Here is a 15,721-nt window from a genome sequence, read left to right as displayed (position 1 = left end):
CAAGCCCCGTGGACAAGGCGGTTACGGCCGCGCAGGACAGCGACGCGCGAAGAGGCCCAGGTCGTCTCATTGACGCTCCCATGCTGAAAGGAGGGAAGTCGCCCCGGACCGGGGCGAACAGCGACCATATTTGGACTAGACCAATCGTCTGTCAAGGTTCTTTACAGTGAACTGACCGGGACGGCGCGGGAATTCGGCGGGAGGCGGGGGCCCCGGCCAGGGCCTGTCCGGCGGATCAGGTCGCAGGAAACCAACGGCACCTGATCAGGCCCCGCGTCTGCGACAGGATCCGCCGGACAGGCCCTAGTGGTGATGGTGGGGCTCGTGTTCCTGCTCCTGCCCGCCGTCGTCCGGTGAACCGCCCATCATCCGCAGCATGGCCGGTCCGCCACTGCGCAGGAACCGAACGACCAGACTCGCGGCCAGCAGCAGGAAGGCGATGTTCAGCCAGGTCGTGTAGTTCCAGGTGATCCCGTCGTCGGGGATCTTGGCGTCGGCCTGGTCCGGGATCAGTCCAAGACCGCCGAAGGCGAACTCGACGATGTACCCGGCGACGGCCATCGCGGCGAAGAAGGTGACCAGCAGGAAGCCGGCCATCCGGGCGCCGTAGTACTTCCGGTAGATGTTGAGGATCGGCAGGATCAGCAGGTCGGCGTAGATGAAGGCGATCACCCCGCCGAAGCTGATGCCACCCTTCCACAGCACCACCGCGAGCGGCACGTTGCCGATCGAGCAGACAAAGGTCGCGATGGCCACCAGTGGGCCGACGAGCGGTCCGACCAGCTTCGCGGCGAGGGGATGGTCCGCGAGGAAGAACGTGTGCCAGAAGCTGTCCGGCACCCAGGCGGCGATCGCGCCCGCGATCAGCAGCCCGGCCACCAGGTCGCGCAGGATCGCGGCCCACTCCATCACGAAGATGTGCGCGACGGACGTGAACCCGTCCCGGGAGAACAGCCGCCGTACGAAGCTCCCCTCGCCCCCGATCGACATGTCCATCGCCGCGTGCCCCTCCATGGAACCGGCGAGCCCGCGCTCCGCCTGCTCCTGCGCCCCGCGCAGCAGACGCTCACGCAGGAAGAGGCGGAACAGCACCGCGAGGACGACGATCATGATCGGCCCGCCGACGAACTCCGCGGCGGTGAACTGCCAGCCCATCAACAGGGCCAGGATCACGCCGAGTTCGACGACCAGGTTGGTGGAGGCGATCTCGAAGGCCATGGCCGCCGTGAAGTTCGCGCCCTTGCGGAACAGGGAACGGGCGAGCGCGACGGCCGCGTACGAGCAGGAGGACGAGGCAGCCCCGAGCCCGGCGGACAGAGCGAGCGTGCGCGGCCGGTCGTCACCGAGCAGCCGCACGACCGTCGACCGGCGCACCACCGCCTGCACGACGGCGGAGAGCGTGAAGCCGAGGATCAGTGCCCAGGTGACCTCCCAGGTCATCGAACCCGCAATGGACAACGCGTGCCCGATCGCTTCCATGAACCCGCCCCTCTCCGGTGTGCGTCTGGCAGGACTATACCCCTAGGGGGTATCAAACGCATGCGTTGTGCCGCGGGCGAGGGGGGAAGGGTGGTGCTGATGGAGACCGGGTCGCCGCTCGGCCGGACCTGTCCTCTGGTGCGGCGCCCGTGTCGATGCAGAGCGAGACCGCCCACGTGGGTCGCCTTCACCACGAGAACCGTTACCGGAAACCCCACTACCCAGCCGGTCCACGGCGTGTGGGCCTGGACGGCTCCCACTCCACCCGCAGCGGATCGCGCCTGCTGAACCTGGCCATGTGCGTGTTGACGAGATCCTGAAGGCGCTCCAGGTTCTCTTGGTCGTCGGCCTCGACGCGCACCCGCAGCGTGCCGGGGATCGCTTGCAGGGTGCACTGCCCCCACGGGAGACGGAGCGTCCCGTCGCTGTCCGTCCACTCGACCTGGATCTGGTCGGGTCGGAGCTCCGGGAGTGTGTGGGTGGTGCGTGGGCGATGGGTCAGGTGGCGGCCCTTGTTGGCGAAGTGCTTGCAGAGTTGGACGAGGTAGCGACTGGCGCGGTCGGTGGGGATGTGTGCTTCGGCGGTGGGCATGGGGTCCTCGGTTCGGTCGGGCGAGGGGGCTCGTGCGTATCGGCCCCGCCAGCTTTATCGAGACACTGTGTCGCTGTCAATGCATGATGTCTCGATGGCGGCGAGTCGTATGCTGAGGCTGTGCCGAAGCTCTGGAACGAGACCATCGAGGAGCACCGCCGCGCCGTACGCGAGACGGTGTTGGAGACCACGGCGGTGCTGGTGACCGAGCGTGGGCTGCGTTCGGTGACGATGTCGAAGATCGCCGAGGAGAGCGGCATCGGCCGGGCCACGCTGTACAAGTACTTCCCGGACGTCGAATCGATCATGACGGCGTGGCACGAGGAGCAGATCGCCGACCATCTCCGCGAACTCGCCGCACTTCGGGACGGCCCCGGCGGCGCGGGCGAACGGCTGCGAGCGGTACTGGAGGCGTACGCCTTCATCCAGCAGCGACGCCACGGCCACGGACCCGAACTCGGCGCGCTGCTGCACCAGGGCGAACACGTCACCGGCGCCGAACAACACCTCCACCGCTTCCTCCGCGAACTCCTGGCCGAGGGCGTGCGGTCCGGCGACATCCGCGACGACGTCTCCCCGGACGAACTCGCCACCTACTGCCTCCACGCCCTCGCCGCCGCAGGCGCCCTGCCGTCCAAGGCAGCGGTACGCCGACTTGTCACGGTCACGGTCACGGGGCTGAGCCCGGCTGCGGGATGACGGAATACCCGGGCTTCGACGTGCTGCTGGCGCGGCTGGCGAACCGTCGCCAACTGGATGTTGTCGACCTGAGTCGGTCGACCGGGATCCCGGAATCGGCACTCCGGTCGGTGTTTGCCGGGGCGGTGCCCGAACCGCCGCTGCTTCGTGGAATCGCGCCCGCGTTGCGGCTGCGCGCCGCGGACCTGTTCGTGATCGCCGGCATGCCGGTACCGGATGACCTGGCTCCCCTGGACGCGAGGGCAGGATCTATGGCCGCATCCCTCGTTCCGGACGCCATGCGCCTGCCGCGGGAGGACAGACGCCTGCTACGCCGACTCGTCCGGTCGTTGCCCCAGGAGTACCGCACACAGCCGGTTGAGACACCGCGGGCGCATGAACAGTTTGGGTGGGGTCCTGGTGGTGTGCTCGTACGGATGGTCCGTAACCGGAATCTGAGTTGGGGCGGTACGGCCCGGACGTTTCTGAGCCTGACGGGCCGGTACTGGGCTGCGTCCACGTACGGGGCGGTGGGCCACGGCCGGAAGGAACTGACCTCCGACCTGGTGGCCGACTTCTCGACAGTCCTCGATGTTCCGGCTGACACCCTGTCCGTCCTCACCGGTGTCGACCTCCCCGACGTCGTCCTGCCCCCGGACCCGGCCGCGGCCGACGTGGCGGAACTGTTGTGGGACGTCCGGCGCCTGACCGTCGAGCAGGTGGGACAGGTCGGCGACACGGCGCGATCCATGCTGCACGGCTGAGCGGAGGGGATCGGCGACATCCCGTTCAACCGATCGGTTGAACGGGACTTCAACCTCTCGCGCACCCCTCGCTCCGTACGGACGACGCGAACGACCCCTGGGCGGCTGAAGAATCACGCATGTCCATGGCGCCGGGCTTCCGCCCACGCGGTCCATGGCCTCACGCCCCCCTCAGAGAGGCCCCACAGCGTGTCCAGTTTTCTCAGCAGACGACGTGTCCTTGCCGGTGGAGCCGGTGCCGCCCTCGGGATGAGTGTGCTCGGTGCCACGGCCACGACGGCCTCCGCCGCCCCGTCCCTCCGGTCCTCGCGGGAGGAGACCAGAACGCTCGACGAGCTGTACCGGGCCGCCCTCGCGGACGGCGGCAAGCTCGTGATCTACGCCGGAGGTGACACGGCGACCCAGCAGGACGCCACCAAGGCCGCCTTCCGGAAGCGTTTCCCCGACATCGATCTGACGCTGATCGTCGACTACAGCAAGTACCACGACGTGCGCGTGGACAACCAGTTCGCGACCGACACCCTGGTACCCGACGTCGTACAGCTCCAGACCCTGCAGGACTTCACGCGGTGGAAGGAGCAGGGTCGCCTGCTGCCCTACAAGCCGGCCGGGTTCTCGAAGGTCTACGACAAGTTCAAGGATCCGCAGGGCGCCTGGGTGGGCATCGCCGCGGTGGCCTTCAGCTTCCTGTACGGCGTCGACGCGGTCGGTGCGGACGCCCCGAGGTCCCCACTCGAACTGATCGACCCGAAGTGGAAGGGGAAGATCGCCTCGTCGTACCCGCACGACGACGACGCGTCCCTCTACCTCTACTCGCTCTACGCGCAGCGGTACGGCTGGGAATGGGTGGCCGCGTTCGCCGCACAGGACGTGCGGTTCGCCCGGGGCAGCAACTCCCCGGGAGACGCGGTCCGCGCCGGGCAGAAGGCGATCGGCGTCGGCTCGTCGGGCACGCTGGTCTCCACGTCCCCCGTGCGGTGGGTCGTCCCCGAGGGCCACCCCTTCATGGCCTGGGGCCAGCGCGCCGCGATCCTGAAGCAGGCCAAGAACACCACGGCCGCCCAGCTCTACCTCAACTGGCAGCTGTCCGACGCCCAGCAGGGGGCGTCCTTCAACGGCTGGTCGGTACGGACCGACACCACGCTCCCGGCGGGACTGAAGCCGATCTGGGAGTACCCGAACGCCAACATCGATGGCTTCCCCGCCTTTATGGCCGACCGCGCGCAGATCGAGCGCTGGAAGCAGACCTTCGCCCTCTACTTCGGCGAGGTCAAGGGCGATCCCTCGCCGGGCTGGCTGGGGCTGCACCCGGGGGCGTGACGGACCCCACTGTTCACACCGGTCATACAGGTGGTCGATAGACTCGGGAACCCTGTCCGGATCTTTCGGCCCAAGGGGATCTGCCGTGTCCGCTCGCGCTCCGCTGACCGCTCGCGGCGGTCGGCACACCCTGGAGTACGTCTCCCATCTCGCGCTGTTCCTCGTCGTCGGGGCGGGCTTCGTCCGGCTCGCCCTGATCGACGTCCCGTTGTGCTGGTACATCGTGAGCCTCAGCGGAGCGCTGGCGCTGGTGTATGCGGCCGGGCTCACGTGGTGGGACCGGCTCGGGCCGCTCGGCAGGCGGGCGTGGGTCCCCGTACTGGTCCTGCTGTGGACCGTGCTGACCTTCCTCACCCAGGCACCGCTGACGACGGCCTACGTGTGGTGCGCCCTGCCGCTCGCCTGCGCCGCCCTGCGCGTGCTCGGCCGGCGAGCCGCCGTGGTGACCGTGGCCGTGATCACCGTCGTGCTCGTCGGGTCGCTCGTCCGGGCCACGGGCCGGTTCGACGCCGAGGTCGCGTTGGTGCCCGTCGCGGCGGTGTGGGCGACCGTCGCCCTGTACCGGACCCAGCAGCGGGACGCGGCCGTCCGTCAGCGGCTCGTGGAGGAACTGCGGGACACCCGGGACACGTTGGCGGAGCAGCAGCGCCAGGCCGGTGTGCTCGCGGAGCGCACCCGCATCGCCCGCGACCTGCACGACACACTGGCCCAGGAACTCGCCGGCAGCGTCATGATGCTGCAGGTCGCCGAGCGGGACTGGGACGAGCGGCCGGACGTGGCGCGCACCCGGGTCCGCGCCGTGGCCGACGGACTCGGCGCGAACCTGGCGGAGACCCGGCGGATCATTCGCGACCTCACTCCCGCCGCCGTCGCCGAGGCGGGCCTGGAGGACGCGTTGCGGCTGCTGTGCGCCCGGTCACGGACCGAGGGCGCCGGAGCCAGCGTCCGGTTCCACGCGGTGGGCGCGCATCAGCCGGTACTCGACGAGCACACGGCCACCACCCTCTTCCGTGTCGCCCAGAGCACACTGGCGAACGTACGCGAACACGCCCGCGCGGCAAGCGTGTTGGTCACCTACCGGCGGCACCGGGACCGGGTGGAACTCGAAGTGAGAGACGACGGGCTGGGCTTCGACCCCGCCGCGGCCTTCGCGGCCGGTGCCCGCGCGGACCGCGGCTTCGGGCTGCCCGCGGCCAGGGCTCGACTGCGCGAATGCGGCGGAGACCTCGACGTGAGCAGCGTGCCGGGCCGGGGGACCAGGGTCCGCGCCACGGTCTCCGCACTGCCCCGGATCCGGCCGGTCGCACCTCTCATCGCGGCGACCGCCTCATGACCGGCGGACCGTTCCGGCTCCTCATCGCGGACGACCACGCCGTCGTACGGGCCGGACTGCGCGCCCTGCTCGACGGCGAGCCGGACCTCGATGTGATCGCCGAGGCCGGCAGCGGTGAGGAAGCCGTGCGCCTGGCGGCCCAGGTGACGCCCGATGTCGCGCTGATGGATCTGCGGTTCGCCGGGCCGGGGAGTGGGATCGACGGCGTCGAGGCCGTCCGACGGCTCGCCGTACGGGCACCGGGCGTCGCGGTGGTCATGCTGACCAGCTATGCCGGACGAGCCGATGTCGTACGGGCGTTGGAGGCGGGCGCCCGCGGCTATGTGCTCAAGGCGGGGCCGCCGGAGGAACTCTTCCAGGCGGTCCGGACGGCCGCCGCCGGATCGGTCGGGCTCGCGGCGGACGTCGTCGGTGAACTGGTCGGCCAAGTGGTCAGCCCCGCCCAGGAGTTGACCGCGCGCGAGGTCGAGGTCGTCCGGCTGATGGCCGAGGGGCACAGCAACCGGGCCATCGCCGAGGCGTTGTTCCTCAGCGAGGCCACGGTCAAGACCCATCTCGTGCGGATCTACCGCAAGTTCAAGGTCGACAACCGGGCGGCGGCCGTGTCGGAGGCCGTCCGCCGCGGGCTGCTCGAACTCACCTGACGGGCCGGCTCACTACGGCGACCTCCCTGGGGGAGAGCACGGGGAAACCGTCCTCGCCCGCGCTGCCGACCAGCAGTTCCCCGGACAGTCCGGTCAACGGCACTGTGTCGTCGGTCCGGTTGACCAGGAACAGGTAGCGGCTGTCGGTGTTCCGGCGCACGGTCAGCTCGACAACTCCCCGCGCGGTGTCCGGGAGTTCGCTGCCGACACCGGCGGGCGCGAGCAACTCGGGGAGCAGACCGGCGAGTCCGGCACGGCCCAGGCGCGTGGAGACGTACGCCGCCGAACCCCCGCCCACCGTACGGCGGGTGACGGCGGGGCGCCCGGTGTACGTACCGCTGCGGTAGTGGGCCAGCACCTCCACCTCGGGGTCGGTCACCGTGATCCGGTCGGTCCACAGGGAGCCCGTGGCGGCGCCGCCGAGGTCCAGCTCGACCGTGTCGCCGTCGAGCAGCGGGCCGAACTCCTCGATGCGGATGCCCAACAGATCGCGCAGGGCGCCCGGGTAGCCGCCGAGCCAGATGTGGTCGTTCTCGTCGACGACACCGGAGAAGTACGTGGAGACCAGGTGGCCGCCCTGCTCGACGTAGCGCGTGAGTTCCTTGGACAGGGCCGCCGGGATCATGTGCAGCACCGGCGTGATCACCACGTCGTAGCGGTCCAGGGCGGTATGCGCGGTGACGATGTCGGCGCGGACGCCGAGGTCGAGGAGGGCGGAGTACCAGTCGAGCGCTTCCTGGCGGTAGTCGAGCCGGTCGGTGGGGTGCGAGTCCTGCTCGCTGGCCCACCAGGACTCCCAGTCGAAGACGATGCCGACCCGGGCCGTCTCACGGTCCGACCCGGCGACGGGGGCCAACGTCCGCAGCGTGCGGCCGAGTTCGGCCACCGCGCGGAAGACCTCGCTGTCCTCACCGGCGTGCGGCACCATCGCGGAGTGGTACTTCTCGGCGCCGGCCGCCGACTGGCGCCACTGGAAGTAGCAGACGGCGTCGGCGCCGTGCGCGACGTGCAGGAGGGAGTCACGGGCCAGGTCGCCGGGGCGCTTGGCCACGTTGACGGGCTGCCAGTTGACGGCGCTGGTGGAGTGCTCCATGAGGAACCATGGCTTGCCGGCGGAGATGCCGCTGACGAGGTTCGCGGAGAAGGACAGTTCGTCGCGGTCCTGTGAACCGGGCAGCACGTAGTGGTCGTTGGAGACGAAGTCGATCTCGGCGGCCCAGTCGGCGTAGTTCATGCCCTTGGTGTTGCCCATCACCATGAAGTTGGTGGTGACCGGCACGTTGGGCGTGATCTCGCGCAACAGGTCGCGTTCCGCGCGGAGATGGTCCTTGAGCGCGTCGGAGGAGAAGCGCTTGAAGTCCAGTTGCTGGGTTGGGTTCGGGAAGGAGGCGGCCAGTCGGGGCGGCAGGATCTGCTCCCAGTCGCTGTACCGCTGGGACCAAAACGCCGTGCCCCAGGCCTGGTTGAGCGTGTCGATCGTGGTGTAGCGGGCGCGCAGCCAGTCGCGGAAGGCGCGGGCCGCGTCGTCGGAGTAGTCGTAGACGTTGTGGCAGCCGAGCTCGTTCGAGACGTGCCAGGCGACCAGCGCGGGGTGGTCGGCGTAGCGCTCGGCCAACTTCCGTACCAGGCGCAGCGCATGCTCGCGGAAGACGGGCGAGGTGGGGCGCCAGTGCTGGCGGCCCCCGGGCCACAGGGTCTCACCGGCGGCTGTCACCGGGAGGATCTCCGGGTGCTCCGTGCTCAGCCACGGCGGCGGGGACGCGGTGGCGGTGGCCAGGTCGACGCCGATGCCGCCCGCGTGCAGCAGGTCCATGACCTCGTCGAGCCAGCCGAAGTCCCATGCGTCCCGGGCGGGTTGGATGCGGGCCCAGGAGAAGATCCCCACCGAGACGACGTTGACGCCGGCCTCGCGCATCAGCCGGATGTCCTCGTCCCACACCTCGCGCGGCCACTGCTCCGGGTTGTAGTCGGCGCCGTAGGCGAGACGGGGGGTGGTGGGCTCACCGTCCGGCCCGTGCCGCAACTGGGACAGGAGGGTGGAGATCATGATGGTCCTTCCGGTTACTGCACAGGCGGGCGGTACGAGATGCGTGGTGGATTCCGGGCGGGCCGCCGCTGAGCGATCGCTGCTCAGCGGCGGCTCCCGAGGTGGTGCCGGTTACTTCTTCGAGCCGGTTACTTCGAGCGGGTCACTTCGAGACCGTGAAGCCCTGCTCCTTGCCGTACTTGATCGAGGCGTCCTGCCAGCTCTTCAGACCCTGAGCCAGCGTGGTGCCCGAGATGTAGGCCTTGCCGACGGTGTCGTTGAAGATCGAGTTGGCGTACTGCTGGAAGGGCAGGTACGACCAGTCGGAAGCGACCTCGGCCGCGGACTCGGCGAAGATCTTGTTGGCCTTCTGCCCGCCGAAGTACGGGAATTCCTTGTCCTGGAACGCCGCGGACTGCTGCTCAGCCTTGGTCGCCGGGAAGGCGCCCTCGTTCACGCGGGTCTGGATGCCGGCGCCGGCGTTGGCGTACTCGACGAACGCGTAGGCCAGTTCCTTGTTCTTGCCCAGGGTGGGCAGGGCGAGGGACGAACCGCCGTTCTCCGCACTGGCCTTGCCGCCCGCGGTCCACTGCGGCATCGGGGCCGCGCGCCAGTCACCGGAGGCACCGGAGACACCGCTGACGAAGTTGGCGGGCATCCAGGCACCGGTGGTCAGGGTGGCGATGGTGCCGTCACCGAGGCCCTTGTACCAGTCGTCCGTCCAGCCGTTGATGGGCGCGACGAGCTTCTGGTCGATCAGCTTCTGCCAGGTGTCGGTGTACTTCTTGGCGGCCGCGTCCTCGAAGTTGATCGTCACCTTGGTGCCGTCGACCTTGTAGGGGCGCGAACCGGCCTGCCACAGCATGCTGGTGGTGAAGCCCGCGTCACCGGCGTCGGCCGCGATGTAGGCCTTCGGGTCGGCCTTGTGCAGCTTCTGGGCAGCGACGACGTACTCGTCCCACGTGGTCGGGACGGCGATCTTGTACTTGTCGAAGACCTTCTTGTTGTAGAACATCGCCATCGGGCCCGAGTCCATCGGCAGGCCGTAGACCTTGTCGCCGTCGCTCACCGCGTTCCACGGACCGGCCGTGTACTTGGAGGCCAGCTTGTCGGCACCGTACGGCGCCAGGTTGGTCAGGCCCTTGGTGAGGGAGTACTGGCTCAGCGCGAAGTACTCGACCTGGGCGACGTCGGGGACGCCCTTGCCGGCCGCGATGGCGTTCGACAGCGCGGTGTAGTGCTTGTCACCGGACCGGTCGCTGACCAGGTTGATCTTGACCTTCGGGTACTTCTTCTGGAAGTCGGCGGCGACCGTCTTCAGCGTGGGCTCCCAGGCCCAGACAGTGACCGAGCCGCCCTTCTTGAGAGCCGCCTGGATGTCCGCGGCGGAGACCGCCTTGGTGCTGCTGGAGCTGTCGTCGTCGGAGCCGCCGCAGGCGGTCGCTCCCAGGGCGAGGACGGAGAGGAGAGCCATGCCGCGCAGCAGGCGGCCGGTAGTTCTGCGCATGGAGGTGCTTCCACTTCTTCGTGGGTGGGACTACTTGAGGGTTGGGTTATTCCTTGACGCTTCCGGCGGCGAGCCCGGACTGCCAGTACTTCTGGAGCAGCAGGAACGCGGCGATCAGCGGCACGATGGTGAGCAGCGAACCCGTGATCACCAGGTTGAAGATGACGTCACCACCGATCGTCTGGGCCTGGGAGTTCCAGGCGTCCAGTCCCAGGGTCAGGGGGTACCAGTCCGGGTTCTTGATCATGATGAGCGGCAGGAAGTAGTTGTTCCACGTCGCGACCGTGGTGAACAGCAGGACCGTCACGACACCGGGCGCGAGCAGCGGCAGCGAGACCTGGAAGAAGGTGCGGATCTCGCCCGCTCCGTCGATCCGCGCGGCTTCGAGGAGCTCGACCGGGATGGCCTCGGTGGCGAACACCCACATCAGATACAGGCCGAACGGCGAGACCAGCGAGGGGATGATCACCGCCCACGGGGTGTCCGTGAGCCCCATCTTGCTGAACATCAGGAACGTCGGCACCGCGAGAGCCGTACCGGGGACGGCGACCGCGCCGATGACCACGGCGAAGATGGCGCGCTTGCCGGGGAAGTTGAACTTCGCCAGCGCGTAGCCGCCGAGGATCGACAGGAAGGTGGCACCGCCGGCGCCGAGCACGACGTAGAGCAGGGTGTTCAGCAGCCAGCGGACGAAGATGCCGTCGTGGTAGGTGAACGTGTCGTGGATGTTCGACCAGAGGGCGAAGTGGTGGGCGAACCACAGGCCGTTGGAGTCGGCGAGTCCCGCCTGGGTCTTGGTCGCGTTGATGACCAGCCACAGCAGCGGCACCACGGTGTAGACCAGGATCAGACCGGTGAGCACGGTCAGCAGGATGCTGCGCTTGGGGCGCCCGGGGGAGTGCTTCTTGCGCGGGGTGCGCAGCCGGGGGGCGTTCTTGGAGCCGCCGCCGGACGCGGCCGATGCGGAGGGAGAGGCGGTGGTGACGGGGGTGCTCATGGCTCAGGCTCCCTTGCGCATGCCGCGGAGCTGCACGACGTAGGCGATGACCATGGTGATCAGGCCCATGATGATGGCGACCGCCGCGGAGTAGTTGTGCTGCTGTCCGTTGAAGGACAGTGAGTACGTGTAGAAGTTCGGCGTGTAGTCCGTCGTGATCGCGTTGCGCGCCAGCGGTCGCAGGATGCTCGGCTCGTTGAAGAGCTGGAAGCTGCCGATGATCGAGAAGATCGTCGCGATGACCAGGGCGCCGCGGATCGCCGGGAGCTTGATGGCCGTGATGACGCGGAACTGCCCGGCGCCGTCGATCTCCGCCGCCTCGTAGAGCGAGTTCGGGATGACCCGCAGCGCGGAGTAGAAGATCAGCATGTTGTAGCCGACGAACTCCCAGGTGACGATGTTGCCGATCGACGCCAGCACCAGGTGCGCGGAGAGCGGGTCGGGCAGCGTGACGTCGAACGCGCTGTTGATGTCACCGACCAGACCGAACTGGGTGCCGTACATGAAGCCCCACATCAGGGTGGCGACCACGGCGGGCACGGCGTACGGCAGGAAGATCGAGATCCGGAAGAAGTCCCGGCCGAAGAGCCGGCCGCTGTCCAGGGCGAGCGCCACGAACAGGGCGATGCCGAGCATGATCGGCACCTGGATCACCAGGAACAGCGAGACCCGCTCCAGGGAGGACCAGAACTGGTCGTCCTGGAAGGCCTGCTTGTAGTTGTCCAGGCCGACGAAGTGGTTGCCGCCGATGAGCTGGTCGCGGAAGAGACTCAGGTAGATCGAGTACGCGATCGGAGCCAGGAAGACGAAGGCGAAGACCACCGCGAAGGGTCCGATGAAACCCCACCCTGTCCAGGATCGTCGGTCCCGTTTCGCCGACGGCCTGGTAGGAGGCCGAGTCGCGGCCGCAGGGGGTTGAAGCGTCGTCATGTAGTTCCTCGCTCGTCCATCTCGGAACCGGCGTCTCACGCCGTCGCGATGTTGCGTAAACGGCACGGTCCGGAACGGCCCCGGGCTGTTATGTTTACGTAAACATCTGATGGCGGCATGTCTACACTGCCCCAATGTCGGTGGTCAAGGGTCGTTTGCGGAAACACGGCCGAGGCGATCGGATCGATATGTGAGGGATACAGGTGGACACAGTGGACGGTGCCCCGGGCGGTACGGAGAAGCCACGCAGACGCACCGGGAAACGGTCGTCGAGACGTGCCCCGAGCGCGTCCATGGCGGATGTCGCGCGCGTCGCCGGAGTGTCGTCACAGACGGTCTCCCGCGTGTCCAACGGCTTCGCGGGCGTCAACGAGGAGACCCGGCAACAGGTCCTCGCCGCCATGAAGGAGCTGGGCTACCGGCCCAACAGCGCGGCCCGCGCGCTGAAACGCGGGGAGTTCCGCACCATCGGCGTGATCACCTTCAACCTCTCCACCACCGGCAACATGCGCACCCTGGAGGCGATCGCCACCTCCGCAGCGCACGAGGGCTACGCCGTCACGCTCCTGCCGGTCGCCGTGCCCACCCAGGACGAGGTGCGCGGCGCCTTCTCGCGCCTCGGTGAACTCGCCGTCGACGCGGTCATCGCCATCATGGAGGTCCACCTCCTGGACGCGGCGACCATCTCCCTGCCGCCCCATGTCCAGGTCGTCGTCGCCGACTCCGACGCGGGCGACCGCTACAGCGTGGTCGACACCGACCAGAACGGCGGCGCGCGAGCCGCCGTACGCCACCTCCTCGACCTCGGCCACCGCACGGTCTGGCACCTGGCCGGCCCCGAGGAGTCCTTCGCGGCCCAGCGCCGGGCCGACGCCTGGAGCGCCGAACTCACCGACGCGGGACGGCCCGTGCCCCCCGTCGTACGCGGCGACTGGTCCGCGGAATCCGGCTACCGCGTGGGACTGGAACTCGCCCAACAGGCCGACTGCACAGCGGTGTTCGCGGCCAACGACCAGATGGCACTGGGCCTGCTGCGGGCCCTGCACGAGCGCGGCCGGCGCATCCCCGAGGACGTCAGCGTCATCGGCTTCGACGACATCCCCGAGGCCGGCTCCTTCCTGCCGCCCCTGACCACCGTCCACCAGGACTTCGCCGAGGTCGGCCGGCTGTGCGTGGAGGGTGTCCTACGGCGGATGCGGGAGCGCGGCGACGAGCACGGCACCACGCTGGTGCCCACGCAACTCGTCATACGTGACAGCACGGCACCGCCCGTCGGGTAGCGGCACACAGAACTCCGGCCCCCCTGCCTGAGCAGGAGGGCCGGAACGTCATGCGCGCACGGCTCAGGCCGTCGTCTCCGGGCGGCCGGGCCGGGACCAGTGAGTGTGGAACATGCCGGTGCGGTCCGTACGGCCGTAGGTGTGCGCGCCGAAGAAGTCGCGCTGGCCCTGGAGCAGGGCCGCCGGCAGCCGGTCGGCGCGCAGCGTGTCGTAGTGCGACAGCGCGGCGGAGAACGCCGGCACGGGGATGCCACGGCGGGCCGCGGAGGCGACCACCTCACGCCAGGGGACCTGGGCGTCGCCGATCTCCTGCGCGAAACGCTCCTCGCCCAGCAGGCTGACCAGCGCCGGGTCGGCCGTGTACGCGGCACGGATGCGGTCGAGGAAGGAGGCGCGGATGATGCAGCCGCCGCGCCAGATCCCGGCGACCGCGGCGAGGTCGATCGACCAGTCGAACTCGGTCGCCGCGTCCTGGATCATCTTCCAGCCCTGGTCGTAGGCGATGACCTTCGAGGCGTACAGCGCCTGCTCGACCTGGGCGGTGAACCGGTCGGCCTCGGTGCGGCTCAGCGGGGGAGTGGTGCCGCCGGGCAGTCCGCGGTAGGCGGCGCGCAGGTCGCCCTGGCTGGACGAGGCGCGCGCGAAGGTGGCCTGCGCGATCGCGGTGACCGGCGAACCCAGCTCCAGCGCGGTCTGCACGGTCCAGCGACCGGTGCCCTTCTGACCGGCCGCGTCGGTGACGATGTCGACGAACGCCTTGCCGGTCTCCGCGTCGGTGTGACCGAGGACCTCGGCGGTGATCTCGATCAGATAGGAACCGAGCCGTCCCTCGTTCCAGCGCTGGAAGATCTCCGCGATCTCGGCCGGGGTGTAGCCGCCGACCTGGCGCAGCAGGTCGTACGCCTCGGCGATGAGCTGCATGTCGGCGTACTCGATGCCGTTGTGCACCATCTTGACGAAGTGCCCGGCGCCGTCGGTCCCGATGTGCGTGGAACAGGGCTCGCCGTCGACCTTCGCGCTGACGGACTCGAACATCGGACCCAGCACGGCGTACGACTCCGCCGAACCGCCGGGCATGATGGATGGCCCGTTCAGCGCGCCCTCCTCACCGCCGGAGACACCGGCGCCGACGAAGTGCAGGCCCTTGTCGCGCAGGGCGGCCTCGCGGCGGCGGGTGTCGGCGAAGTGGGCGTTGCCGCCGTCGATGATCATGTCGCCGGGCTCCATGAGCGCGGCGAACTCGTCGATCACGGCGTCGGTGGCCGGACCGGCCTGCACCATGATCATCAGGCGGCGGGGCTTCTCGAGCGCGGCCACGAACTCCTGGGCCGTCTCGGCCGGGACGAAGGCGCCCTCGTCGCCGTACTCCTTCATCAACTCATGGGTGCGGTGCGGCGATCGGTTGTGGACGGCGACCGTGTAGCCGTTGCGGGCGAAGTTGCGTGCGAGGTTGCGGCCCATCACGCCGAGGCCGGTGACGCCGATCTGGGCGGTTCCGTCGGCGGCGGGGTCGTGCGGTGCGGATGCGTTCATGGGGTGCCTGTTCTCCGGGTCGGTGACGTGGCGGGTCGGCGCGGGGCGCCCATGACCGCAGGTACGTCTGTGATCACGAATTGACTCGAAGTCCGGGGACCCGATTCGTAATTCGTTCCGGCGCCCCGCAGTCGGACCTACTTTTCAGCAACCCGTTCCGGCCGGGGCGAATTCCACGCGCGCGTGGTCGTCCGCGGTGCGGACCTTGTCGTAGACGGCGCGCGTGACCTGGTACCAGACGTCGTCCTTCGCGGTGTTGCCGCCCACGTCGTCGAGGCTCACGCACCACCGTTCCGCGCGGACGATCCGGGTGTACGTCTCGGTGCCGCTGCGCACCTTCGAGCACTTCCGGTACTGCTCCGTGGTGTACCAGGTGCGGGTCTTCTTCTTCGAGCCCGATCCCGAACTGGACTTGTGCTGGACCCTTTTGGTGGCGGGCGTGCACTTGGTGACCGTGTGCGGCCGCGTGGCCCTCGTCGTCTGTTTGGCGAGATGGCGGACCGAGTCACGGAGTCCGGTCACGGTGTCGGGGGTCGACCGGGCCTTCTGCGGGGTGCTCGAACTGCCCTGCCCGACGCCGGATACGGATTGCGTACTGTCGCTGCTCCCGCTCCCGCTTCCGCTGCCGCTGCCGCATG

Annotated in this window: 14 protein-coding genes; 6 read left to right on the top strand and 8 right to left on the bottom strand. The window is 69.0% G+C overall.

Annotated elements, in window-relative coordinates; genetic code table 11:
• Positions 1-303: 303 nt before the first annotated feature.
• On the bottom strand, positions 304-1,479 hold the full coding sequence (locus tag OG588_RS01430; RefSeq protein WP_405945664.1) for a permease: 1,176 nt from the start codon (positions 1,477-1,479) through the stop codon (positions 304-306).
• A gap of 217 nt (positions 1,480-1,696) precedes the next feature.
• Positions 1,697-2,071 (bottom strand): DUF2218 domain-containing protein, encoded by a 375-nt coding sequence (locus tag OG588_RS01425; protein ID WP_405945663.1) that lies wholly within the window; start codon positions 2,069-2,071, stop codon positions 1,697-1,699.
• Positions 2,072-2,191: 120 nt separating this feature from the next.
• On the opposite strand from OG588_RS01425, the gene OG588_RS01420 reads away from it, so the two are divergent.
• The 5 genes from OG588_RS01420 (at position 2,192) to OG588_RS01400 (ending at position 6,810) form a co-directional block, all read left to right on the top strand.
• Positions 2,192-2,770 carry a TetR/AcrR family transcriptional regulator gene (locus tag OG588_RS01420; protein WP_398844700.1) on the top strand — a complete coding sequence of 193 codons (579 nt, stop codon included), beginning with the start codon at positions 2,192-2,194 and terminating at the stop codon, positions 2,768-2,770.
• The gene (locus tag OG588_RS01415; RefSeq protein ID WP_405945662.1) at positions 2,767-3,513 is read left to right on the top strand and encodes a hypothetical protein; all 747 of its coding nucleotides are present in this window, start codon (positions 2,767-2,769) and stop codon (positions 3,511-3,513) included. The genes OG588_RS01420 and OG588_RS01415 overlap by 4 nt, the downstream gene beginning before the upstream one ends.
• Positions 3,514-3,762: 249 nt before the next feature.
• Positions 3,763-4,833, top strand: coding sequence for an ABC transporter substrate-binding protein (locus tag OG588_RS01410; protein ID WP_405945661.1), 1,071 nt, complete (start codon positions 3,763-3,765; stop codon positions 4,831-4,833).
• An 85-nt stretch (positions 4,834-4,918) separates the two neighbouring features.
• The gene (locus OG588_RS01405) at positions 4,919-6,166 is read left to right on the top strand and encodes a sensor histidine kinase (protein ID WP_405945660.1); all 1,248 of its coding nucleotides are present in this window, start codon (positions 4,919-4,921) and stop codon (positions 6,164-6,166) included.
• Positions 6,163-6,810 (top strand): response regulator, encoded by a 648-nt coding sequence (locus OG588_RS01400; RefSeq protein ID WP_405945659.1) that lies wholly within the window; start codon positions 6,163-6,165, stop codon positions 6,808-6,810. Before OG588_RS01405 ends, OG588_RS01400 begins: the two co-directional genes overlap by 4 nt.
• On the opposite strand, the gene OG588_RS01395 is transcribed toward OG588_RS01400, so the two are convergent.
• The 4 genes from OG588_RS01395 to OG588_RS01380 all read right to left on the bottom strand — a co-directional run bounded on the left by OG588_RS01395 (position 6,803) and on the right by OG588_RS01380 (position 12,270).
• Positions 6,803-8,857, bottom strand: a complete 2,055-nt coding sequence (locus OG588_RS01395; RefSeq protein WP_405945658.1) for a beta-galactosidase — start codon at positions 8,855-8,857, stop codon at positions 6,803-6,805. The genes OG588_RS01400 and OG588_RS01395 overlap by 8 nt on opposite strands.
• A gap of 142 nt (positions 8,858-8,999) precedes the next feature.
• Positions 9,000-10,343 (bottom strand): extracellular solute-binding protein, encoded by a 1,344-nt coding sequence (locus tag OG588_RS01390; protein WP_366095319.1) that lies wholly within the window; start codon positions 10,341-10,343, stop codon positions 9,000-9,002.
• A gap of 46 nt (positions 10,344-10,389) precedes the next feature.
• Positions 10,390-11,340 carry a carbohydrate ABC transporter permease gene (locus tag OG588_RS01385; protein WP_019056873.1) on the bottom strand — a complete coding sequence of 317 codons (951 nt, stop codon included), beginning with the start codon at positions 11,338-11,340 and terminating at the stop codon, positions 10,390-10,392.
• Between the two features lie 3 nt (positions 11,341-11,343).
• Entirely contained in the window at positions 11,344-12,270 is a 927-nt protein-coding gene (locus OG588_RS01380; RefSeq protein ID WP_384172572.1) for a carbohydrate ABC transporter permease, read from the bottom strand.
• 203 nt (positions 12,271-12,473) lie between these two features.
• Between OG588_RS01380 and OG588_RS01375 the strand changes: the two genes are divergently transcribed.
• The gene (locus OG588_RS01375) at positions 12,474-13,550 is read left to right on the top strand and encodes a LacI family DNA-binding transcriptional regulator (protein ID WP_398876730.1); all 1,077 of its coding nucleotides are present in this window, start codon (positions 12,474-12,476) and stop codon (positions 13,548-13,550) included.
• 63 nt (positions 13,551-13,613) lie between these two features.
• Here the strand turns inward: OG588_RS01375 and gndA are convergent, their stop codons facing one another.
• Both gndA and OG588_RS01365 read right to left on the bottom strand, forming a co-directional pair.
• A complete protein-coding gene (gndA, locus tag OG588_RS01370; protein WP_405945657.1) occupies positions 13,614-15,083 on the bottom strand; it encodes an NADP-dependent phosphogluconate dehydrogenase in 1,470 nt (489 codons plus the stop codon).
• 144 nt (positions 15,084-15,227) lie between these two features.
• Positions 15,228-15,605 carry a hypothetical protein gene (locus tag OG588_RS01365; RefSeq protein ID WP_405945656.1) on the bottom strand — a complete coding sequence of 126 codons (378 nt, stop codon included), beginning with the start codon at positions 15,603-15,605 and terminating at the stop codon, positions 15,228-15,230.
• Positions 15,606-15,721: the final 116 nt, after the last annotated feature.

Source organism: Streptomyces prunicolor, assembly GCF_045162825.1.
Lineage (GTDB): Bacteria > Actinomycetota > Actinomycetes > Streptomycetales > Streptomycetaceae > Streptomyces > Streptomyces prunicolor.
The sequence above is the reverse complement of the archived record's forward strand: the minus strand, read 5'-3'. Positions and strand labels throughout refer to the sequence as shown.